At 64.6% G+C, this 20015-nt stretch carries 20 protein-coding genes and 1 other RNA gene; 8 read left to right on the top strand and 13 right to left on the bottom strand.

What is annotated here, in order from left to right; all coding sequences use genetic code 11:
- Positions 1-68: 68 nt before the first annotated feature.
- From LQG66_RS33300 to LQG66_RS33245, 12 genes are all read right to left on the bottom strand, one after another.
- On the bottom strand, positions 69-1217 hold the full coding sequence (locus LQG66_RS33300; RefSeq protein ID WP_231327783.1) for an IS4 family transposase: 1149 nt from the start codon (positions 1215-1217) through the stop codon (positions 69-71).
- A 1409-nt stretch (positions 1218-2626) separates the two neighbouring features.
- Positions 2627-4123, bottom strand: a complete 1497-nt coding sequence (locus LQG66_RS33295) for a Do family serine endopeptidase (RefSeq protein WP_231320029.1) — start codon at positions 4121-4123, stop codon at positions 2627-2629.
- Between the two features lie 234 nt (positions 4124-4357).
- Positions 4358-4564, bottom strand: coding sequence for a DUF2065 domain-containing protein (locus LQG66_RS33290; RefSeq protein ID WP_008960820.1), 207 nt, complete (start codon positions 4562-4564; stop codon positions 4358-4360).
- 105 nt (positions 4565-4669) lie between these two features.
- Complete coding sequence (gene hflC, locus LQG66_RS33285; RefSeq protein ID WP_231320028.1) at positions 4670-5605, bottom strand: protease modulator HflC; 936 nt, start codon at positions 5603-5605, stop codon at positions 4670-4672.
- Positions 5602-6738 (bottom strand): FtsH protease activity modulator HflK, encoded by a 1137-nt coding sequence (gene hflK / locus LQG66_RS33280; RefSeq protein ID WP_231320027.1) that lies wholly within the window; start codon positions 6736-6738, stop codon positions 5602-5604. The genes hflC and hflK overlap by 4 nt, the downstream gene beginning before the upstream one ends.
- A gap of 238 nt (positions 6739-6976) precedes the next feature.
- Positions 6977-7489, bottom strand: coding sequence for a dihydrofolate reductase (locus tag LQG66_RS33275; RefSeq protein ID WP_231320026.1), 513 nt, complete (start codon positions 7487-7489; stop codon positions 6977-6979).
- Positions 7486-7971 (bottom strand): GNAT family N-acetyltransferase, encoded by a 486-nt coding sequence (locus LQG66_RS33270; RefSeq protein ID WP_231320025.1) that lies wholly within the window; start codon positions 7969-7971, stop codon positions 7486-7488. Before LQG66_RS33270 ends, LQG66_RS33275 begins: the two co-directional genes overlap by 4 nt.
- 3 nt (positions 7972-7974) lie before the next feature.
- The gene (locus tag LQG66_RS33265) at positions 7975-8769 is read right to left on the bottom strand and encodes a thymidylate synthase (protein ID WP_231320024.1); all 795 of its coding nucleotides are present in this window, start codon (positions 8767-8769) and stop codon (positions 7975-7977) included.
- Between the two features lie 162 nt (positions 8770-8931).
- Entirely contained in the window at positions 8932-10443 is a 1512-nt protein-coding gene (locus tag LQG66_RS33260) for a tripartite tricarboxylate transporter permease (RefSeq protein WP_231320023.1), read from the bottom strand.
- Between the two features lie 7 nt (positions 10444-10450).
- The gene (locus LQG66_RS33255; RefSeq protein WP_231320022.1) at positions 10451-11230 is read right to left on the bottom strand and encodes a tripartite tricarboxylate transporter TctB family protein; all 780 of its coding nucleotides are present in this window, start codon (positions 11228-11230) and stop codon (positions 10451-10453) included.
- 102 nt (positions 11231-11332) lie between these two features.
- Positions 11333-11866: a chromate transporter gene (locus LQG66_RS33250; protein ID WP_231320021.1), complete on the bottom strand. Its 534-nt coding sequence runs from the start codon at positions 11864-11866 to the stop codon at positions 11333-11335.
- Complete coding sequence (locus LQG66_RS33245; RefSeq protein WP_231320020.1) at positions 11863-12459, bottom strand: chromate transporter; 597 nt, start codon at positions 12457-12459, stop codon at positions 11863-11865. The genes LQG66_RS33250 and LQG66_RS33245 overlap by 4 nt, the downstream gene beginning before the upstream one ends.
- A 95-nt stretch (positions 12460-12554) precedes the next feature.
- On the opposite strand from LQG66_RS33245, the gene ssrA reads away from it, so the two are divergent.
- The 7 genes from ssrA (at position 12555) to feoB (ending at position 18180) form a co-directional block, all read left to right on the top strand.
- Positions 12555-12910, top strand: a transfer-messenger RNA (tmRNA) gene (gene ssrA / locus LQG66_RS33240).
- A gap of 232 nt (positions 12911-13142) precedes the next feature.
- Positions 13143-13670: an SspB family protein gene (locus LQG66_RS33235; RefSeq protein ID WP_231320019.1), complete on the top strand. Its 528-nt coding sequence runs from the start codon at positions 13143-13145 to the stop codon at positions 13668-13670.
- A 97-nt stretch (positions 13671-13767) separates the two neighbouring features.
- Positions 13768-15192 (top strand): class II fumarate hydratase, encoded by a 1425-nt coding sequence (fumC, locus tag LQG66_RS33230; protein ID WP_231320018.1) that lies wholly within the window; start codon positions 13768-13770, stop codon positions 15190-15192.
- A 235-nt stretch (positions 15193-15427) separates the two neighbouring features.
- Positions 15428-15613 carry a DUF4169 family protein gene (locus LQG66_RS33225; protein ID WP_231320017.1) on the top strand — a complete coding sequence of 62 codons (186 nt, stop codon included), beginning with the start codon at positions 15428-15430 and terminating at the stop codon, positions 15611-15613.
- Entirely contained in the window at positions 15613-15900 is a 288-nt protein-coding gene (locus LQG66_RS33220) for a ribbon-helix-helix domain-containing protein (protein ID WP_231320016.1), read from the top strand. Before LQG66_RS33225 ends, LQG66_RS33220 begins: the two co-directional genes overlap by 1 nt.
- A 107-nt stretch (positions 15901-16007) precedes the next feature.
- A complete protein-coding gene (locus tag LQG66_RS33215) occupies positions 16008-16283 on the top strand; it encodes a FeoA family protein (protein WP_231320015.1) in 276 nt (91 codons plus the stop codon).
- A gap of 22 nt (positions 16284-16305) precedes the next feature.
- On the top strand, positions 16306-18180 hold the full coding sequence (gene feoB / locus LQG66_RS33210; protein ID WP_231320014.1) for a ferrous iron transport protein B: 1875 nt from the start codon (positions 16306-16308) through the stop codon (positions 18178-18180).
- A gap of 21 nt (positions 18181-18201) precedes the next feature.
- On the opposite strand, the gene LQG66_RS33205 is transcribed toward feoB, so the two are convergent.
- Positions 18202-18996 (bottom strand): NAD(P)H-dependent oxidoreductase, encoded by a 795-nt coding sequence (locus LQG66_RS33205; RefSeq protein ID WP_231320013.1) that lies wholly within the window; start codon positions 18994-18996, stop codon positions 18202-18204.
- Between the two features lie 91 nt (positions 18997-19087).
- Between LQG66_RS33205 and LQG66_RS33200 the strand changes: the two genes are divergently transcribed.
- A complete protein-coding gene (locus LQG66_RS33200) occupies positions 19088-20011 on the top strand; it encodes a LysR family transcriptional regulator (RefSeq protein WP_231320012.1) in 924 nt (307 codons plus the stop codon).
- Positions 20012-20015 lie beyond the last annotated feature (4 nt).

Here is a 20015-nt window from a genome sequence, read left to right as displayed (position 1 = left end):
GTCGTTTCGCTACGCTGCCTCCACGTCGTCATGCCCGGGCTCCGTCCCACGGCTGTCCGGTTTAGTTTTTAGCATATACTTAGGCTCAACTGGCGGTCATCTTGCCTGGCTGGCGGGGGCCGATCGAGTAGTCGATCGATCCGCTTGCGATGCATGAGGTTTTGCGTGATCAGACCTGTAAACGTCTGCAGGCTCTTGACGCTGTTTTGCAGCTTATGGGTCGCGCGCAGCAACAGATGAGCGATCAGCGCCACGGCGATCTGGATGCGAATGGCGTTCTCGGAGGTTCCGAGAAAGTGGCGGATCTTCAGCGTATGTTTGACCCAGCGAAAGAACAGCTCGATCTGCCAACGGCGCTTATAGAGATCGGCGATTTCATCGGCCGATGCATCGAGATCATTGGTGACGATGCGCAGGATTTTTCCGGTTTCCGTAGAGATCCTGATCTCTCTGACAGGATCCTGGAACGGGTTCTTTCGGGACGCTGCGAGCCTCGCAGGCAGGAGGCCGACACGGTCAGACAGGACGGAAGAGTCTTTCGGGATCTTGTTCTCGGTCACATTTCTGAGCTTGGTATTGGCTTTGAGACGGGTAACGAGACGACACCCTTGCTTGTTGAGCTCGGCCCACCAGCCGTAATCATAGTAACCAAGATCGAAGACGTAGGTGGCGCCTAGGCGGATCGGAAGAGACTTCGCCATGGTGATGTCGTTGACGTTTCCCGCGGTCAACTCAGCCGAGGTTGGATTCTCGGTATCTGGATTATAGACGATGTGCAGCTTGAAGCAGTTGATGCCGCGGCTGAACTTGGCCCAGTCGGCACTGAGCGAGTTCAGGGAAAATCTGGTCGAATCGATCAGATAGACCGCATCCGCGACTTCACCTGCCAGCTTCCGTTCACAGCTTTTCATCATCTCGGCCAGAAGCCCGGTGAAGACCTCATAGGGCCGCCGAGCATTGGCATCAGCCAGCGTGGAACGCGAAACCTCCTTTGCGCCAACGTGATAGAGCCGCGCTGCGTGGCTCTCGAAGGACGCTTCAATGGCACGCAGGCTCTCCGCGCGAGCCAGTTGGCCATAAAGCAGAGCGAGAAACTGGTTCTGGGTACTGAGCCGGCGCACGCGCTTGTTCGCCCGATGTGTTTCCACAAGCCGGTCGAAATCCCTCCACGGAACAAGCTTCTGCAGCGCGTGAAATACAGTATTGTGGTGGCGCATGGCGGGACCTTCCTGGCGTGTCTCGAACATTTGGCGATGCTCAAGACCGCAGAAGAATCCACGCCATGCGCCTTGTCCACTCATTCTAAACCGGACAGCCGTGGGACGGAGCCCGGCCATGACGGTGTGGAGGGAGCCGAACTCAAAGTTGGACCGTCATATGCGATAGCCCTGCCCCTTGCGGGGAGGGCGATCGCATATCGCTACTTTGTTGGCTCGATCATTCGGGCCTGATGATTAGAACCACGCCGCAAGCGGCGCCCCTGACATGAGGGCGCTGTGCCAGTCCGACGCCATCGCCCGATGGGGATTGCTGGTCTCTCCTCCGTGATTCCGGGACGTGCGCCGCGTCCACCATAGCTCGAAGAGCGAAGACGGCAGCACGCCCCCGGACTCCCATCTTGTCGCCGATGGCGCGGCGCAATTGATTCCGGGCTCGCCACGCCTTCGCGTAGCCCGCCGGAATGACCGAGGAGAGATCTCGCGATCACCGCCGGCAAATCCGATCCCGGCAAAGCGACTTCTGATAAAAATAAATCTATTGCTATTTTTCGGAAATCATGATTGTATCTCCGCATCCCGCCTCACTGCGGAGGGGCGTTGCGCGCGATCGTCACGACACGCGAGGCGGGGATGCGATGGCCGCGTTATGCCGCAGCGTGTCTTCGGGCGCGCCGACGAACGGCAGTTCGCGGACGTGAAGTCGCAGCGTCCTGACACCCCGATGCTGGTGTCCAGCGCAATGCGCGAAAGCGCATTGTCGCCATGGTGGCCAACAAGCCGGCGCACCAGGGAGACTGCGTATAAGCGTGAAGACCGTCGCGCAGGGAATGCCGGATGACCGGCAGCACCTGTGGTACCTGCCGCCTGCATTTTTTTAGCAGGCGGGCCATGGGTGAGGCCTTCACCCGGCATTCCCTGCGCCCTCTGCGTTTTAAGGGGGACGAACCGATTGCAGACCTCGGGCGTGATCGGCCGCGAGAACGTCTTTCCACGCCCACTGCTGTTTGAGATGTGAATCAGGTCTTTTCCACCGTCGTCCCGGGCAAGCCGCGACGCAGCGCCAGCGCGGCGAGGCGCCGACCCGGGACCCATACTCCGCGGCGGATGTGAGGTGCGAGCAGCTCACGGTCGGCCTGCCTCAAACCACGTCCTGGGAGTATGGGTCCCGGCTCAAGGCCGGGACGACAGCAGAGTGTGTGGATGCAGCGAGGTCGTCCCTTCGCAGAGGGCTAGGCAAAGCAGCCGCCCGTAGGGCGGCAGAGTGCCCACCGTCGATCGACGTGCTCGAAAGCAAGATGGTAGGCACGGCGCGAGAGCGAGCGTCGTACCAAGCAGGCACCTGGGCGCGCCTTTGCCCACCCTACGAGGCCGCGCCTCGCAATGTCGAAGCGTAAACCAGACGCGCCCTACTGCAAACTCAGCGCCACGAAGCGCAGCTCGCCGTCGGCGTTCGAGACGAGCAACAGCACCGACTTCTTGCCGTCCTTCTTGAGCTGGTCGACGCGCTTCTTGATGTCGGCGCCCGAGGTCACCGCCTCCTGCGCGACCTCGACGATGACATCGCCGGCCGACAGCCGCTTCTCGGCGGCGTCAGACGCCTGATCGACGCCGGTGACGACCACGCCCTTGACGCTGTCCTTGATCTTGTAGCGGGTGCGGAGATCCTTCGACAGCGCGGCGAGATCGAGACCGAGCGCCTTCTGGGTCACCGGCTTCTCGGCCGGCTCGTCCTTCTTGATCGCCGCCTGCTGCACCTTCTCGGTGTCCTCGAGCCGGCCGAGCTTGACCTTCAGCGTCTGCTCCTGGCCCTTGCGGATGACGATGACGTCGACCTCCTTGCCCACGGCGGTATCGGCGACGATGCGCGACAGGTCCTTCGGCTCCTTGATGTCGTGGCCGTCGAACTTGACGACGACGTCGCCGGGCTCGATGCCGGCCGGCTTGGCCGGTCCCTTGTCGTCGATGCCGGCAACCAGCGCGCCGCGCGCCGGCTTGATGTTGAGGCTCTCGGCGATCTCGTCGGTGACGCCCTGGATGCGCACGCCGAGCCAGCCGCGGCGCAGCTCGCCGAACTGGCGGAGCTGGTCGACCACGCCGGCGACCGTCTTCGAGGGCACTGCGAAGCCGATGCCGATCGAGCCGCCGGACGGCGAGATGATCAGGGTGTTGACGCCGATCACCTCGCCGTCGAGGTTGAACAGCGGGCCGCCGGAATTGCCGCGGTTGATGGCGGCGTCGGTCTGGATGTAGCTGTCATAGGGCCCCGACGAGATGTCGCGGTTCTTGGCCGAGACGATGCCCGCAGTGACGGTGCCGCCGAGGCTGAACGGGTTGCCGATCGCGACCACCCAGTCGCCGAGCCGCAGCTTGTCGGAATCGCCGAACTTGACGACGGTCAGCTGCCGCGGCGGCTTGAACTTGAGCACCGCGAGGTCGGTCTTCTTGTCGACGCCGACCAGATCGGCCTTGATCTTGGTCCCGTCGTTGAGGATCACGTTGATCTCGTCGGCGTCCGCAATGACGTGGTTGTTGGTGACGACCACTCCGGAGTCATCGACGATGAAGCCGGAGCCCAGCGAGTTGGTACGGCGCGGCGAGTTGTCGCCGCCGCGGCCGCCCGGACCGCCGCGGCGGTTCTTGAAGAAGTCGTCGAAGAACTCCTCGAACGGCGAGCCCGGCGGCACCTGCGGATTGGCGCCGCGGCTCTCGCCACCGCCCTTGGCCTCGACGGTCTGCGAGGTCGAGATGTTGACGACGGCGTCGATCACCTTCTCGGCGACGTCGGCGATCCCTTCTGGTCCCCGCGCCGAGGCCGGGGCCGGCGCGAGCGCCCAGCCCGCGGCAAGAACGGCCGCGGTCAGGATCGGACGCAGGCGACGGCTGAGAGCAAGGGATGCGGTCATCGGGCGGATCTCCAGAAAACTCGGTAAATTCAATCGTTACAGTGCGCCGGAACCGGGCGGGGACGCAAGCAGGCGGCCAGAGACCGCCGGATTCATCATTGAAGGCGACCTAATACGGCAAAATGGCGCGGCTATCGCCTCACAATGGCGTTGGCCGGGCGGCGGAGACAATGACCGCGGCCGGCCAGGGTTCCTGTGGCCTCGCGACGGCGCTGCAACCGGAAACGGTCGGTCTCAGATCGGGCGCCGGATGACCCAGATCAGGACCAGACCGGCCACCGCCGAGCCGATGCCGACCGCGCGCAGCACATTGTCGGGCGTCGTCATCGCGGTCTTCATCGCCCGCCGCATCCACTCCGGACTGGCCGCGAACATCAGACCCTCAAGCACGAACAGGATACCTAATCCGATGAGGAAATCGGAAAACGCAATGGACCTCATCGGACCCGGACCTCCCGTGCGACCTTCTTGATATGTGGGGCGAAGCAACGGCTTCGCCCCGTCCGTGTCAACTCATATTCGCCGGGATCAACCGCCGCGACGACATCAGGGCTTGGGAGCCTGCGCGGCAGCTGCCGTCGCGCTCGCGGCGGACGGCGTTTCTACGCCGGGCTTCCCGGATGGGTTGGCGAAGTAGCGGAAGAACTGCGAATCGGGCCGCAACAGGAAGCGGGTTTCGCCGGACTTCAGCCCGTTCTCGTACGCCGTCATCGAGCGATAGAAGCCGAAGAAATCGGGGTCCCTGCCGTAGGCCTCGGCGAACAACCGATTGCGCTCGGCATCGCCGATGCCCCGGGTCTGCTCGGATTGCGAGTTGGCTTCCGCCACGATCACGGTCGCCTCCCGATCGGCCTTGGATTTGATCTCCTGAGCCTTCTGACCGCCGAGCGCACGGAATTCAGCGGCTTCGCGCTGCCGTTCGCTGTTCATACGGTCGTAGACCGCCTGGCTGTTGGCATCCGGCAGGTCGGCGCGGCGGATGCGGACGTCCACCACCTGGATGCCATAGGCGTCGGCCTCCTTGTCGAGCTGATCGCGGATCTTGCGCATCAGGGCCTCGCGCTCGTCGCGCACCACCTGGGTGAACGTGACCTCGCCGAGCACGCGACGCAGGGCGGCATTGAGCAGGGTGCCGAGCTGGACATTGGCGGCCTGGATCGTGCCGGCGCTCTGGTAGAACTGCAGCGCGTTCTTGATCTTGTAGCGGGCGAACGCATCGACCACGAGCCGCTTCTGGTCGAAGGCGATGATCTCCTGAGAGGGATTCTCCAGGTCGAGGATGCGCTTGTCGATCGAGATCACGGTGTCGACGAACGGCGCCTTGAAGTTCAGGCCGGGCTCGGTCACGACGTCGACCGGCTTGCCGAGCCGGACCACCAGCGCCTGCTCGGTCTGCTGCACCGTGAACAGCGAACTGTAGCCGATGACCGCGAGCGCGAGCACGACGACCAGGGCGATGATACCTGCAACGGGGGATCTCATCGTGCACCTCCCTGCTGGGCCTGGGGCGCGGCGGTCGTACCCTGGCGGCGCGGCATGAGGTCGCCGAGCGGCAGCAGCGGCACCGGCCCCGAAGGCCCGCCGTCGAGCACGAGCTTCTCGGAGCCGCCGAGCACGCGCTCCATCGTCTCGAGATAGATGCGTTCACGGGTCACGTCGGGCGCCTTCTTGTACTCGTCATAGACCTTGAGGAAGCGCGAGCTCTGGCCCTTGGCCTCGGCGATCGCCTGCTCCTTGTAGCCTTCGGCGACCTGCAGGATCTGAGCGGCACGGCCGCGCGCATCCGGAACGATCTTGTTCGCGTAGGTCTGGGCCTCGTTCTGCGCCTTTTCCAGATCAGCGCGCGCCGCCTGCACGTCGCGGAACGCCGCGATCACCTGCGCCGGAGGGTCGACCTTCTGCATCTGCACCTGCGTGACCTGGATGCCGGAGCCATAGGTATCGAGCGTCTTCTGCATCAGCTCCTGCACGCTCTGCTCGATCTGGGTGCGGGCGCCGGTCAGCACCGGCTGGATGTTGGAGCGGCCGATCACCTCGCGCATCGCGCTCTCGGCCACCGCCTTCACGGTGCCCTCGGGATTCTGGATGTTGAACAGGAAGTCGGCGGCGCCCTTCGGCTTGATGCGCCACAGCACCGTGAAGTCGACGTCGACGATGTTCTCGTCGCCGGTCAGCATCAGGCTCTCCTCGGGCACGTCGCGTCCGCCGCGGCCGCGGCGGCCGGCATCGTCGCCCATCGTGACGCCGATCGAGATCGGGTTGACGCGCAGCGCCTTGGGCAGCAGCACGGTCTCGATCGGATAAGGCAGGTGATAGCGCAGGCCCGGCTGCTCATCGCGGACATATTTGCCAAAGCGCAGCACGACGCCGAGCTCTTCGGACTGCACCCGGTAGAAGCCGGACAGCAGCCAGATCGCGATCGCGCCGAACACGACCAGGAGAATGCCGACGGCACCGAAGCCGCCACCGGGGATGAACTGTTGGAGCCGGTCCTGGCCGCGCCGCAGAAGATCTTCCAGGTCGGGTGGCCTTGGACCGACCGGTTGCGGTCCCGAGCCCCAGGGCCCCTTCGGACCCGGACCCCACGGGCCTCCACCCTGATTCTTCCACGCCATCGATTGATCTCCTCCGAGGGGCTGATAGTGCACAAACGCCGGCCCCGACGGTGGCCGGTTTATAAGGGACGTCCCCGCCCCTTACAACGTAGCGCTCCAGCTAAGCCCGAACCGGGTTTTGTCAATGTAAACAGGGGCCGAAGCGCTGGTTTGCCGCGGTCCGAAGCCCTCGCATGGCCAAACCACCCAACTTCATCATTAATGGATGATCCTGGACGGGCTCCGGCCGAGGGCCGTCTCACCGCCGCCGGCGATAGGTGACGTAGGAATATTCGGCGTGATCGTCGGGACCCGAAGGATGCCGCTCCCGCGCCACCTCCGTCCACTGCGAAGGATCGATCGCCGGGAAGACGGTATCGCCTTGCGGGCTTGCATGGACCTCGGTGATCTCCAGCCGGTCGGCCAACGCCATCGTCGCCGCGTAGATCTCGGCGCCGCCGACGACGGCGATCTCCGCGGCCGAACGCCGCAGCGCATCGCCGCGAGCGATCGCGAGCGCCTCGTTGACGGCGCGGGTCACGATCGCCCCGGGCGCGCGAAAATTAGCATCGCGGGTGATGACGATGTTGGTCCGGCCCGGCAGCGGCCGGCGCGGAAGCGACAGGAAGGTCTTGCGGCCCATCACGATCGGCCGCCCCATCGTCATCGCCTTGAGGCGCTGCAGGTCGCTCTTCTGCCGCCACGGTATCGCGCCGGCTGCGCCGATCACACCGTTCTCAGCGACCGCGACGATCAGCACGACCTCGATCATGGCGCCTTCTCCGCGAGCTGGGCCAAAGCTGGCCCTGTCACCCTGCACAGGGTCCAGTCGTCCATCAGCTCAGCGCCGAGCGATTTGTAGAAGGTGATCGAGGGCGCATTCCAGTCGAGCACCGACCATTGCAGCCGCGCCCAGTTGCGCTCGACGCAGGTGCGCGCGAGGTGGCCGAGCAGCGCCTGACCGAGGCCGTTGCGGCGGAAGGCCGGCCGCACGAACAGGTCCTCGAGATAGATGCCGGCGCGGCCGGCGAAGGTGGAGAAATTCACGAACCAGACCGCAAAGCCCGCGACCTCGCCATTCCACTCGGCGATGTCGCAGAACAGCGCCGGATGCTCGCAGAACAGGGCCTCGGCGATATCGGCCTCGCTGGCTGCGACCTCATGCGAGAGCTTCTCGTACGCGGCGAGCTCCTTGACGAGAGCAAACACGACGCCGATGTCCTCAGGCCGGGCGCGGCGGATCACGAGCGACATGAGCTAAACCGCAACCTCAGCCTTGATGTGTGGATGCGGGTCGTAGCCTGCGAGCGCAAAATCCTCGTAGCGGAAGCCGAAAATGTCCTTCACGTCAGGATTGAGCGTCATCGTCGGCAGCGAGCGGGGGCTGCGTGTCAGCTGCAGCCGCGCCTGCTCGATGTGGTTGGAGTAGAGGTGCACGTCGCCAAAGGAATGTACGAAATCCCCCGGCTTGAGGCCCGTCACCTGCGCCACCATCATCGTCAGCAGCGCATAGGAGGCGATGTTGAAGGGCACGCCGAGGAAGACGTCGGCCGAGCGCTGGTAGAGCTGGCACGACAGCCTGCCGTTGACGACGTAGAACTGGAACAGGCAGTGGCAGGGCGGCAGCGCCATCTTTTCGACATCGGCCGGATTCCAGGCCGTCACGATCAGGCGGCGCGAATCCGGGTTGCGCTTGATCATCTCGACCACATTGGCGATCTGGTCGATATGGCCGCCGTCGGGCGTCGGCCAGGAGCGCCACTGATAGCCGTAGACGGGGCCGAGATCGCCATTGGCATCGGCCCACTCGTCCCAGATCGTGACGCCGTTGTCGCGCAGATATCCGACGTTGGTATCGCCCTTGAGAAACCACAGCAGCTCATGCACGATCGCCTTCAGCGGCAGCCGCTTGGTGGTCAGCATCGGAAAGCCGGCCGCGAGGTCGAAGCGCATCTGATGGCCGAACACGGACCGCGTGCCGGTGCCGGTGCGGTCGTGCTTCTCAGCGCCGTCGGACAGGATGCGTTCGAGCAGATCGTGATATTGGTGCATGGCCGGGATGTACGGTTTCTGAAGGTGCAGCTTTAGCGGACCCGGCCTTTCGCCGACAGGTGCCGCCGTCTGCCCCGCTCTCCCCCAGAGAAATATGCTGGGGAAAAGCCATTCACCAGGGCCAAGGGACCAACAGGGGAACCAGCACCGGAACCAAGATCCCTACCCTTCGACGAAGACCTCGTCGCGCTTACGGCGAAGCGCCGGCAGCACAGCCAGCACCAGCAGCACGGCCGCCACCGCCAGCAGCCCGGCGGAGAGCGGGCGCGTGAGGAACACCGACCAGTCGCCCCGCGAGATCTGCAGCGTCCGGCGCAGGTTCTCTTCCATGAGCGAGCCCAGCACCATCCCGAGCAGCAGCGGCGCCGGCTCGAAATCGTGCTTGATCAACCAGTAGCCGAACAGGCCGAAGGCCCCGGCCAGGATCACGTCGACCGGCGCATTGTTGATCGAGTAGATGCCGATCGCGCAGAACACGACGATCGAGGGGAACATCAGCCGGTAGGGCACGCGCAGCAGCCGCACCCAGATGCCCACCAGCGGCAGATTGATGATGATCAGCATCAGATTGCCGATCCACATCGAGGCGATCATGCCCCAGACCAGATCAGGCTGCTTCTGCATCACCTGGGGCCCGGGCTGGATGCCGTGAATGGTCATTGCGCCGACCATGAGCGCCATCACCGCGTTCGGCGGGATCCCGAGCGTCAGCAGCGGAATGAAGGACGTCTGTGCGGCCGCGTTGTTGGCGCTCTCCGGGGCCGCGACGCCCTCGATCGCACCGCGGCCGAAACGTGACGGATCGCGCGCGATCTTCTTCTCGAACGTATAGGCGGCGAAGGAGGCGATCACGGCGCCGCCGCCGGGCAGGATCCCGAGAATCGAGCCGAGAATTGTGCCGCGAGCGATCGCAGGCGCCGAATCGATGAGGTCCTTGCGGGTCGGCATCAGCCCCGTGATCTTCTGCTGCACCAGTTCGCGATCGGCTTCGGCACCGCCGTCGAGATTACGGATGATCTCGGCGAAGCCGAACACGCCCATCGCCACGGTGGCGAAGCCGAGCCCGTCGGCGAGTTCGGGAACGTTGAAGGCCATGCGAGATGCGCCGGTCTCGAGGTCCGCGCCGACCATCGACAGCAGCAGGCCGAGCGCGATCATGGCCACGGCCTTGAGCACGCTGCCCTTGGCGAGCACGACAGCGAAGATCAGGCCGAGCACCATCAGCGAGAAATACTCGGCCGGCCCGAACAAAAGCGCGAGCTTGGTCAGCGGCGCGCCGAGCACCGCGATCAGGACCGTCGCAAAGCAGCCCGCAACGAACGAGCCGATCGCCGCGATCGACAGCGCCGGACCCGCGCGCCCCTGCTTGGCCATCTGGAAGCCGTCGAGCGTGGTGACGACGGAGGTCGCCTCGCCCGGAATGTTGACGAGGATCGATGTGGTCGAGCCGCCATATTGCGCACCGTAGTAGATGCCGGCGAGCATGATCAGCGCGCCGACCGGCGGCAGGCCGAAGGTGATCGGCAACAGCATGGCGACGGTGGCGATGGTGCCGATGCCCGGCAGCACGCCGACGAGCGTGCCGACCAGAGCGCCGACCAGGCATAGCAGCAGGTTGATCGGGCTGAGAGCGACGCCGAAGCCGACCGCCAGGTTGTGAAACAGATCCAGCATGCCGGCCTCACTGCACCAGGAAACGCGGAAACAACGGCATCGGCAGACCGAGCACGTAAGGGAACAACAGCGCGCAGCCGAGCGTCAGGACGACGCCCACGATCAGCGTCTCGCCCCAGCGCGTTTCAGGCGTTCCGAGGGCTGCGATCAGGAAGCTCGCGAGCGCCGCCACGATCAAACCCAGAGGCCGGATCGCGACTGCAAACGCCAGGATCGCAAGCGACACAAAGCACGGCCCGCGCCAGTGATAGACCTGCAGCCCCGGCCCCTCGGTCATCAGCCCAATGACGGCCACCGCGGCCCCCATCCCCAGCAGCAGCACACCCAGCATGCGCGGCGCAGTGCCCGGGCCGAACGTGAATCCGCGCATGCCCGACAGATCGCTCGCGGCCCACAGCGCGAACAGGGCGATCCCCATCAGCGCCACGCCGCCGAAATAATCCTGCGGCGCGCGCAGGCGGGCCAGGAAGGTGAACAGCGCGATGGCCACAAGCGGATAGGTGTAGATCAGTACGAGCAGCGCATCCGGCCGCAACGTGATCTTGCCGCCGTCCATCCATTGGCGGAGCAGCATCGGCAGCGCTTCGACCAAGGCGGCGCCATGCGCCGACACGACCTCCAACGGAGAACGCGCTGATAGCGCAGCAATGAGGCTGACCAGCGAGATGGAAAGTTCGACGAGTTGCGGCGCGAAAGCGAGGAGCAGAATGATCAATGCGCCAGTCACGTTGCGCGCGGACGGCACGGTGGCGGTCCCATCCGACAACGGGCCCGTGGTCTCGGCCATGTCCCTCGTCCTCCCCGATCGGCCTTGGTGGCCGTCATTGTTCTCGTTCGGAGGTCCGGAGCAGTCTCCGACCAGCCGTACTCTTTTGCCTAGCGACTTTCCCTAGAGAAGGCCAGCAAAACCGAGGCAGCCCCCTGCGGCCAAGAGCCAGAGCGGATTGAGCCGCGTCATCGATGCGACGATGGCGGCCATCACCGTCAGCACGAATGCCGGCCACGTCCGGTCCGAGGCCTGCACGAGGATCAATGCGCTCGCGGCCATCAACCCGATCGAGAGCGGGACCAGCGAGGCTTGCAGCACGGCAGGCCACCGCGCAGCGCGCGCATTCGACAGCCAGCGGCTGACGAAATAAGCGAGCGCAGCCGTCGGGCCGCACATTGCGATGGTTGCAACCGCGGCACCGGCGACGCCTGCGACGGAATAGCCGATCAAGGTGACGATCAGGACGTTGGGCCCGGGCGACAATTGCGCGATCGCAAAGGCATCCGCGAACTGCTTGTCGGTCATCCAATGTCGAACGTCGACCGCAATGCGGTGCAGTTCGGGGATCGCGGCATTCGCGCCGCCGATCGCGAACAACGAAATCAGCGCAAACGTCCAGAACAGCTGGAACAGCGGATTGTCGTCCCCGCTCATCGCGCCCACCACAGCTTGGCATAGGTGACGGCGATGCTGAGCGGCACCGCCAACAGCAGCACCATCGGAAGCGGCAGACGCGCGAGTCCGATCGCAGCGAAAACGGCGAGCATGACCAGCAGCCCGAGCACGTCACGCTTTTTCAGGAGCGGCGACATCATGCGGAACACGGCCGACGCCAGCAGGCCGACGGCCGCGCAGGACACACCGGCCAGCGCTCGTCTCAGCGCATCGACCTGCCCGAAATGAGCATAGATGGCCGCCAAGCCGGTCACCAACAGCATTGGCGGCCCGAGCAGACCGGTAAACGCCGCGAGCCCGCCGACAATGCCGCGCAGCCGCGAGCCGAACACCAGCGACAGGTTGACGATGTTGGGTCCGGGCAGGAAGTGGCAGAGCGCGAAGGTCTCGTTGAATTCCTCCGCCGTCATCCAGCGGTGTTCCTCGACGATCGCCCGCCGGGCGAACACCAGCACGCCGCCGAACCCCGAAAGCGACATTTTCGCGAATGCGAAGAAGAGCGTGCGAAGGCTCGGCGGGTCTTTGACGATGTCGGCCGCAGAGCAGGCGACCGGCGCAACTTCGGAGGGCATGGGCCACTCTAGGAGGACGAAATCGTGGCTGCCAAGACCGATTGGAGAGTTCCCCGCATCCGCCCACATTTTTGTCGCCAACTGCGACCGCGAAGGCTCTGTCAATCGCTCGCCAGGCGGCCTATATTGGCGCTGCCGGCTTGCCGGCTATGGAAATAAACTGCCGTCGAAATAAACCATTCGGACCCGGGGGCGGTACCCGGCGCCTCCACCAAAGCCCGTCACATTGGCGGGTTTCGGCGGGGGCGAAATAGGATCGACGAGGGCGTAAAGGGCGAGCTTTTTCCCGGTATTGTTCCGCCGTTATCGGGCTACTGCAATAGTTGCCAACGACAACTTTGCTCCGGTTGCTCAGGCTGCGTAACGCAGTTTGAAAGACCACCTTAAAGTCCTAACGGGTTAAGCTCCGTTAGGCGGGGTTCGGAGGCACCTGGCAACAGAAGCCTCCACTTTCACCGCCTGACTTGCTCTACCCCACTGTTACTCCACCGTTTATTCCTTCGTCTTCCGGACTTCCGCCGCCATCCGCGCGTTCCCATATGTGGCAGCGCCGCTGCTTGGCTGCTGACCTTGGCGCCCAGCCGGGGTACCATATGCAGAATACGAGTCGGTCAAACGGCTGCCCACCGGGCGCGGTGACCCGACGCGGGCGGGGCGCGGCCCATCACGAAACAGGACCGATCATGGCGACCGATCATATTCGATACGATGTGCTGGCGCGCGACGCGCTGCGCGGGGTGCTGCGCCGCGTGCTGACCGACGCCGCCGCGCATGGGCTCCCCGGCGAGCATCATTTCTTCATTACCTTCGTGTCCAAGGCCGAGGGTGTGAAGCTGTCGCCGCGACTTCTGGCGCAATATCCGGATGAGATGACGGTCATTCTGCAGCACCAGTTCTGGGATCTGGTGGTCAGCGAGGATCGTTTCGAGGTCGGGCTGTCGTTTGGGGGCATCCCCGAGCGGCTGATCGTTCCGTTCCACGCGATCAAGAGCTTCTTCGATCCGTCCGTCCAATTCGGCCTTCAGTTCGAGCCGTCGGAGGCAATCGCCGAAACGCCGCCTTCGCCCAGTCTGTCAGCGTCGCCTGCCCTATCCGCCGTGCCGGCGCCCCTACCCGCACCAGCAGCCGGAGCAAGCGAAGACAAGCCCACGCCGGCTGCGCCTGGCGAAGGCGCCGAAGTCGTCCGGCTCGACCGCTTCCGCAAGAAGTAGGCGCATTCGCCGCGCGCGGAACGGCGGTTGGTGCCATAGATTGAAGCATGCGTGAACCGGCGGGTGTCGGTTCACGACCAATTTTTGGGCATGCTTCATGACACAATCAACTGAACCGCCACACGTCGCATCGATGCGCACCGAGACCGACAGCTTCGGCCCGATCGAGGTCGCGGCCGATCGCTATTGGGGAGCGCAAACCGAACGGAGCCGGCAGAACTTCCGCATCGGCCACGACCGCATGCCGATCGGGATCGTGCGCGCGCTGGCGCTGGTCAAGATGGCCGCCGCAGAGACCAACCGCGAGCTCGGGCTGCTCGAACCGCGCGTGGCCGACGCCATCACCCGCGCCGCGCAAGAGGTGATCGACGGCCATCTCGACGATCACTTCCCGCTCGTCGTCTGGCAGACGGGCTCCGGCACCCAGACCAACATGAACCTCAACGAGGTGATCGCCAATCGCGCCAGCGAGCTGTTGGGCGGCGAGCGCGGGACCAAGAAGCCCGTGCACCCCAACGATCATGTCAACATGAGCCAGTCGTCGAACGATTCCTTCCCGACCGCAATGCACATCGCGGCTGCGCGGGCGATCCACGATCATCTGATCCCGGGATTGGCGGAGCTGCTCGCGGCGCTGCACGCCAAGCAGGATGCCTTCGCAGGCATCGTCAAGATCGGCCGCACCCATACCCAGGACGCCACGCCGCTCACGCTTGGCCAGGAGTTTTCCGGCTACGCGGCGCAGGTCGAGAGCGCAATTGCCAGGATCAAGACGGCGGCGCGTGATCTGCTGCCGCTGGCCCAGGGCGGCACCGCAGTGGGCACCGGCCTGAACGCATCTCCCAAATTCGCCAAACTGTTCGCCAGGAAGGTGGCCGACATCACCGGCCTTCCGTTCACCAGCGCTACCAACAAATTCGAGGCGCTCGCCTCCAACGACGCCTACGTCTACGCGCATGGCGCGATCAATGCAGCCGCCACCGCCTTGTTCAAGATCGCGAACGACATCCGCCTGCTCGGATCAGGACCACGCTCCGGGTTGGGCGAACTGATTCTGCCCGAGAACGAGCCGGGCTCCTCCATCATGCCGGGAAAGGTGAACCCGACGCAGTGCGAAGCGCTGACGATGGTGTGCTGCCAGGTGTTCGGCAATCACACGGCGATCACGATGGGCGGCAGCCAGGGCCATTTCGAACTAAACGTCTACAAGCCATTGCTCGCACATTGCATGATGCAGTCCATACAATTACTAGGCGATGCCGCGCGTTCATTCAGCGAACACTGCGTGACTGGAATTCGCGCCGATGAGAAGCGGATTCGTGAGCTGATGGAGCGTTCGTTGATGCTGGTCACGGCGCTTGCGCCGAAGATCGGCTACGACAACGCCGCCAAGGTCGCGAAATCAGCGCACCAGCGCGGCACGACGCTGAAAGAGGAAGCTTTGAGGCTCGGTTTCGTGTCTGAAGACGAATTCGACCGCCTCGTTCAGCCCGAGAAGATGACAAGGCCCGGCAGACCGTGACGGTAGTCCCGTAGTACTACGGGGGGTGATGCAATTCTCGCTGTTAACCCCTAAAGGATACTCTCGACTACAAGTTCTGCTGCGTTTGGTGAATACAAACTCCGCTCGCAACGACGCGAATGGCCATCGAAAAAAAGGGAGCAATGACGTGATTGTCTGGATAACGCCTAGGCTGATCTGCGCAACGCGCGTGCTCTCTTCGCAAAATTCGATGTCTTAGATGATTGGAGCGAGCATGGGAGACGTCATCAACTTGAAGCGTTTCAGAAAGCGCGTTGAGCGCGATCAGGCAGCGAAGGTCGCCGAAAGCAACCGCGCTCGCCACGGCAGAGCGAAGTCCGAACGCGCCGCTGATGCGCAACGCGACAAGCGCGCGAACGAACTACTCGATCAACATCGTATCAATGGCGAGGACGCGTGATGAAGTCGCCCGTCGTAAAACGTTCAATCGTGGTCGCAGGTCACAAGACCAGCGTCAGCCTCGAAGAGGCGTTCTGGAACGGCATGAAGGAGATTTCGGGTCTCCGGAATATGACCCTGTCCGAACTGGTCGGAGAGATCGACAGCAATCGCCAGCAGGGCAACCTGTCGTCCGCGATCCGGCTGTTCGTGCTCGATCACTTCAAGAGCCGCGCGTCCGCCTCCCCGGCGGGCGAGCCGAAGGCGGTGGTGGACAGCCGGCATCCGGCCTCCGTCGCCGCTCCTTGAGGCAGATCAGACGGCGGTCCGTCCAGTCTGTTTAAAATCGCTCTAAGATAACGCGGCATTGTGCATGCCGCGCTTGACCTCTTGGCACGCGATTGAAAATACAGGCTATGAGCGAAATCTGCGATACACGGCTGCCGCTGCCACTCGGCTTGGCCCGGCGGGGCTATACCGGAACGATCCAGCATCTTGCGGCCGGCAGCGCGAGCTCGTCCCTCCCGGACGTCGAACTGGAGAGCCGGCTGATCGAACTGGGCTTCGTCGAGGGCGCCCGGGTCGAGATCCTGCATGAGGGGATCGTCGGACGCGACCCGATCGCCGTCCGTGTCGACAACATCACCGTCGCGGTCCGCCGACGCGAGGCAATGGCCGTGATCGTGGCCTAGGGCCGCGCGGAAAGCGTCGCCCATGGAAAGCCCCTTGCTGCATCTGGCCCTGGTGGGTACGCCCAACAGCGGCAAGACCTCGCTGTTCAACGCCCTGACGGGAAGCCGTCAGAAGGTCGCCAATTATCCCGGGGTCACGGTCGAGCGCAAAGAGGGTGCATTCGTCACCCCGCAAGGACGCCAGGTCTCGCTGGTCGACCTGCCCGGCACCTACTCGCTGCGCGGCCGCAGCCCGGACGAGGAGATCACCCGCGACTTCGTGCTCGGACGCGCCACCGGCGAGGTCCTCCCGGACCTCGTGCTGTGTGTCGCCGATTCCACCAATCTCAGGTTGACGATCCGCCTTCTGCTCGAGCTCAAGAGCACCGGTCGTCCGCTCGCGCTCGTCCTCAACATGTTCGATATCGCCAAGCGTCGTGGCGTGACCGTCGACGTCGCCGGCCTGTCGCAGGCGCTGGGCGTGCCCGTCGTGACCTCGATCGCGGTCCGCAAGGGGGGAACCGATGACCTCCTGCAGCTGACCGACCAGCTGTTGGCCCAGGCGGCCGCCATGGGCGATCGCGCCAACACCTGGCGCCCCCTCACCGTCCCCGAACTGCGCGCCACCCAGCACCAGGCCGACCGCATCATCGCCGCGACCGTCAGCCTGCCCGAGCGCCCCGACACCTGGACGGCACGGATCGATGCCGTCGTCCTGCACCCGGTCGGGGGCCTGCTCATCCTGCTGGCCGTCCTCTTCGTGATGTTTCAGGCCGTCTTTGCCTGGGCTCAACCCTTGATGCAGGTGCTGTCGGCGGCCTTCGACGCCCTCGGCCAGCTCGTTCACGACCAGCTTCCCGAAGGCCTGCTGCAGAGCTTCCTGCAGAACGGGGTGATCTCGGGCGTCGGCAGCGTCATCGTGTTCCTGCCGCAGATCATCATCATCTTCCTCTTCATCCTGCTGCTCGAAGATTTCGGCTACATGGCCCGCGCGGCGTTCCTGATGGACCGCATCATGGGCGGCGCCGGGCTGCATGGCCGCGCCTTCATCCCGCTGCTCTCCAGCTTCGCCTGCGCCATCCCCGGCATCATGGCGACGCGCGTGATCGACAATCGCCGAGATCGCCTCACCACGATCCTGATCGCCCCCTTGATGACCTGCTCGGCGCGGATCCCGGTCTACACGCTGATCATCTCGGCCTTCATCCCGCCGACCAGGGTCTGGGGCCTGATCAACATGCAGGGCCTTGTGATGTTCGGGCTCTATGCGGCGGGGATCACCAGCGCGCTTCTGATGTCGTTCCTGATCAAGTTCTTCCTGATGCGGGACTATCAGCCGGCACCGTTCATGCTCGAATTGCCGGACTACAAGATGCCGCGGCTGCGCAGCATCGCGATCGGCGTCTACACCCGCGCCAAGATGTTCCTGCAGCGCGCCGGCACCACGATCTTCGCGATGATGGTACTGATCTGGTTCCTGGCCTCGTTCCCGCAGCCACCGGAGGGCGCCATCGAGCCCGCCATCAATTACAGCCTGGCGGCGATGATCGGCAAGGCCATCGCGCCCCTGCTCACCCCCGTCGGCTTCAACTGGCAGATCGCGGTGGCGCTCGTGCCCGGCATGGCCGCCCGCGAGGTCGCCGTGGCGGCGCTGGGCACGGTCTATGCCATCGAAGGCGGCAAGGAGGCGGCTGAGCAGATCGGACAGGTGCTGGCCAGCAAATGGAGCCTCGCCACGGCGCTGGCGCTGCTCGCCTGGTACATCTTCGCCCCGCAATGCGCCTCGACGCTGGCGGTGATCCGGCGCGAGACCGGCAGCTGGCACTGGATGGCCGTCACCTTCGTCTACATGTTCGTGCTCGCCTATGCGGCAGCCTTTGCGACCTATCACATCTCGGTCGCGATGGGCGCGGGCTGACTTTTTCCGCGCCCGGCAGCATCATCGCGAGGCGGCAGCGTCCACGTGCAGCGCGAAGCCGCGCATATCGGTATCGCCGAGCTCGGAGCGGAGCTGCATCGACGGGATCAGATAGTCTCCGTGGTTCTGCCGCCGATACGGGATCGGCCTGGCCGTGAACAGGGTCTGCATCCGCTCGCGCAGCTGCTCGGCAATCCCGGCAAAGCCTGCCTCGTCGAGGCGGTTGACGCGATGCGCCACGAGCGCCGGCAGCACGTCGAAGCCGGGATAGAACAGGATGCCGTGGTTGATCGGAAACAGGAGGTCGTCGATCGGCCCGTTGATGCCACGCTCCGAATAGTGCTCCTCCCAGCCGCCTGTCGTCACGATGAGCATCGCGCGTTTGCCCGCGAATACGCCCTCGCCATAGCGGTTGCCCCAGCGCTTGTCGCTGTGCTCGCCGACGCCATAGGTGAAGCCGTAGGAATAGACGCGGTCGACCCAGCCTTTGAGGATTGCGGGCATCGTGAACCACCACAGCGGAAACTGCAGGATCACCGCATCGGCCCACAGCAGCTTGTCCTGCTCGGCGCGGACGTCGTCGGTGAGCGTGTGCGTCTTGAAGGCCTCTCCGGAGGCGTTGGCGACGTTGAGGCGTGCTTCGGGCGCGAGTTGCGGAAAGTCGGCACGGTCGGCAGCCGACTTCCAACCCATCGCATAGAGGTCGGAGATTCTGACCTCATGGCCCTGGGCCTTGAGCTCGGCGACGGCGACGTCGCGCAGGGCGCCGTTCAGGGAGCGGGGTTCTGGATGGGCGAAAACGAGCAGGACGTTCATGGCGTCGGATCCTTTGCTGGAACAAGCCATGACATAGACGCGTCTTCGTCTATGCACTATATGACGCATATCGATAACATCATGCCGTATTATGGATAAATCAGACGTCAGCATCGCCCACATGCGCAGCTTCGTCCGGGTCGCCGAGCGCGGCAGCCTGTCCGCGGTGGCACGCGAGCTCGGCGTCGGGCAGTCCACGATCACGCGCCATCTGCACGAGTTGGAAGAGACCGTCGGCGTGCCGCTACTCAGCCGCACCACGCGGCGGGTGACGCTGACCGACGAGGGCAGCCGCTACTTCACCAACTGCGTCCAGATCCTGCGGCTGGTCGAGCAGGCCGGCGACGAAGCCCGCGGCACGCGCGGCGCCGCCAGCGGCATGATCCGCATCTCCTGCACGGCGGCGTTCGGCATCCTGCACGTCACCCGGATCGTCTTTGCGTTCCAGGACCGCTATCCGGACATCGCTGTCGACCTCAACCTGACCGACGAGCGCATCGACCTTGTGCGCGAAGGTGTCGACATCGCGCTGCGTCTCGCACCACTCTCGGACAGCTCGCTGAAGCTGCGCGCGCTCGGCCACTCGCACCGGTTGCTGGTCGCTGCACCCAGCTATCTGGCAAGGTGCGGCAAGCCGTGCGCGCCAGAGGATCTGATCGGCCATGAGGCCATCCGCATGCCCAATGTCGCCGGCAGCGACGTGCTGGCCCTGATGGCGCCCGATGGCCAGCACCATGAGGTGCCGTTCGTCGGGCGTTTCCGCACCAATCATGGCCTCGCCGTGCGCGAGGCCGTGCTGGCCGGGCGCGGCATCGCCGCCGCTCATGCCTGGCTGGTCGACGACCTCATCGCAGCCGGCAGCGTCGGCGTGATCCTGCCCGACTACCGGCTGCCCTCGGTGCCGCTCAACATGCTGATCGTGCCGGAGCGCGCCGGCATCGCGCGCGTGCGGCTGGTGATCGACCAACTGGCCGAGGCGATCGTCCGCCTGCCGGGCATCCGGCCGGACCCCTGATCGT

The sequence above is a fragment of the Bradyrhizobium ontarionense genome (assembly GCF_021088345.1).
In the GTDB taxonomy this organism is placed as follows: Bacteria; Pseudomonadota; Alphaproteobacteria; order Rhizobiales; family Xanthobacteraceae; genus Bradyrhizobium; species Bradyrhizobium ontarionense.
This window is presented reverse-complemented; position numbering and strand designations above follow the sequence as displayed.

Bases quoted from the DNA above. Each gene is read 5' to 3' on its own strand.
- hflC (WP_231320028.1), bottom strand. From the start codon at position 5,605: ATGAGATCCCCCGTTGCAGGTATCATCGCCCTGGTCGTCGTGCTCGCG.
- fumC (WP_231320018.1), top strand. From the start codon at position 13,768: ATGACACAATCAACTGAACCGCCACACGTCGCATCGATGCGCACCGAG.
- LQG66_RS33295 (WP_231320029.1), bottom strand. From the start codon at position 4,123: ATGACCGCATCCCTTGCTCTCAGCCGTCGCCTGCGTCCGATCCTGACC.
- LQG66_RS33200 (WP_231320012.1), top strand. From the start codon at position 19,088: ATGGATAAATCAGACGTCAGCATCGCCCACATGCGCAGCTTCGTCCGG.
- LQG66_RS33250 (WP_231320021.1), bottom strand. From the start codon at position 11,866: ATGAGCGGGGACGACAATCCGCTGTTCCAGCTGTTCTGGACGTTTGCG.
- LQG66_RS33300 (WP_231327783.1), bottom strand. From the start codon at position 1,217: ATGCGCCACCACAATACTGTATTTCACGCGCTGCAGAAGCTTGTTCCG.
- LQG66_RS33205 (WP_231320013.1), bottom strand. From the start codon at position 18,996: ATGAACGTCCTGCTCGTTTTCGCCCATCCAGAACCCCGCTCCCTGAAC.
- LQG66_RS33275 (WP_231320026.1), bottom strand. From the start codon at position 7,489: ATGATCGAGGTCGTGCTGATCGTCGCGGTCGCTGAGAACGGTGTGATC.
- hflK (WP_231320027.1), bottom strand. From the start codon at position 6,738: ATGGCGTGGAAGAATCAGGGTGGAGGCCCGTGGGGTCCGGGTCCGAAG.
- LQG66_RS33260 (WP_231320023.1), bottom strand. From the start codon at position 10,443: ATGCTGGATCTGTTTCACAACCTGGCGGTCGGCTTCGGCGTCGCTCTC.
- LQG66_RS33220 (WP_231320016.1), top strand. From the start codon at position 15,613: ATGAAGTCGCCCGTCGTAAAACGTTCAATCGTGGTCGCAGGTCACAAG.
- LQG66_RS33245 (WP_231320020.1), bottom strand. From the start codon at position 12,459: ATGCCCTCCGAAGTTGCGCCGGTCGCCTGCTCTGCGGCCGACATCGTC.
- LQG66_RS33265 (WP_231320024.1), bottom strand. From the start codon at position 8,769: ATGCACCAATATCACGATCTGCTCGAACGCATCCTGTCCGACGGCGCT.
- LQG66_RS33270 (WP_231320025.1), bottom strand. From the start codon at position 7,971: ATGTCGCTCGTGATCCGCCGCGCCCGGCCTGAGGACATCGGCGTCGTG.
- LQG66_RS33255 (WP_231320022.1), bottom strand. From the start codon at position 11,230: ATGGCCGAGACCACGGGCCCGTTGTCGGATGGGACCGCCACCGTGCCG.
- feoB (WP_231320014.1), top strand. From the start codon at position 16,306: ATGGAAAGCCCCTTGCTGCATCTGGCCCTGGTGGGTACGCCCAACAGC.
- LQG66_RS33225 (WP_231320017.1), top strand. From the start codon at position 15,428: ATGGGAGACGTCATCAACTTGAAGCGTTTCAGAAAGCGCGTTGAGCGC.
- LQG66_RS33235 (WP_231320019.1), top strand. From the start codon at position 13,143: ATGGCGACCGATCATATTCGATACGATGTGCTGGCGCGCGACGCGCTG.
- LQG66_RS33290 (WP_008960820.1), bottom strand. From the start codon at position 4,564: ATGAGGTCCATTGCGTTTTCCGATTTCCTCATCGGATTAGGTATCCTG.
- LQG66_RS33215 (WP_231320015.1), top strand. From the start codon at position 16,008: ATGAGCGAAATCTGCGATACACGGCTGCCGCTGCCACTCGGCTTGGCC.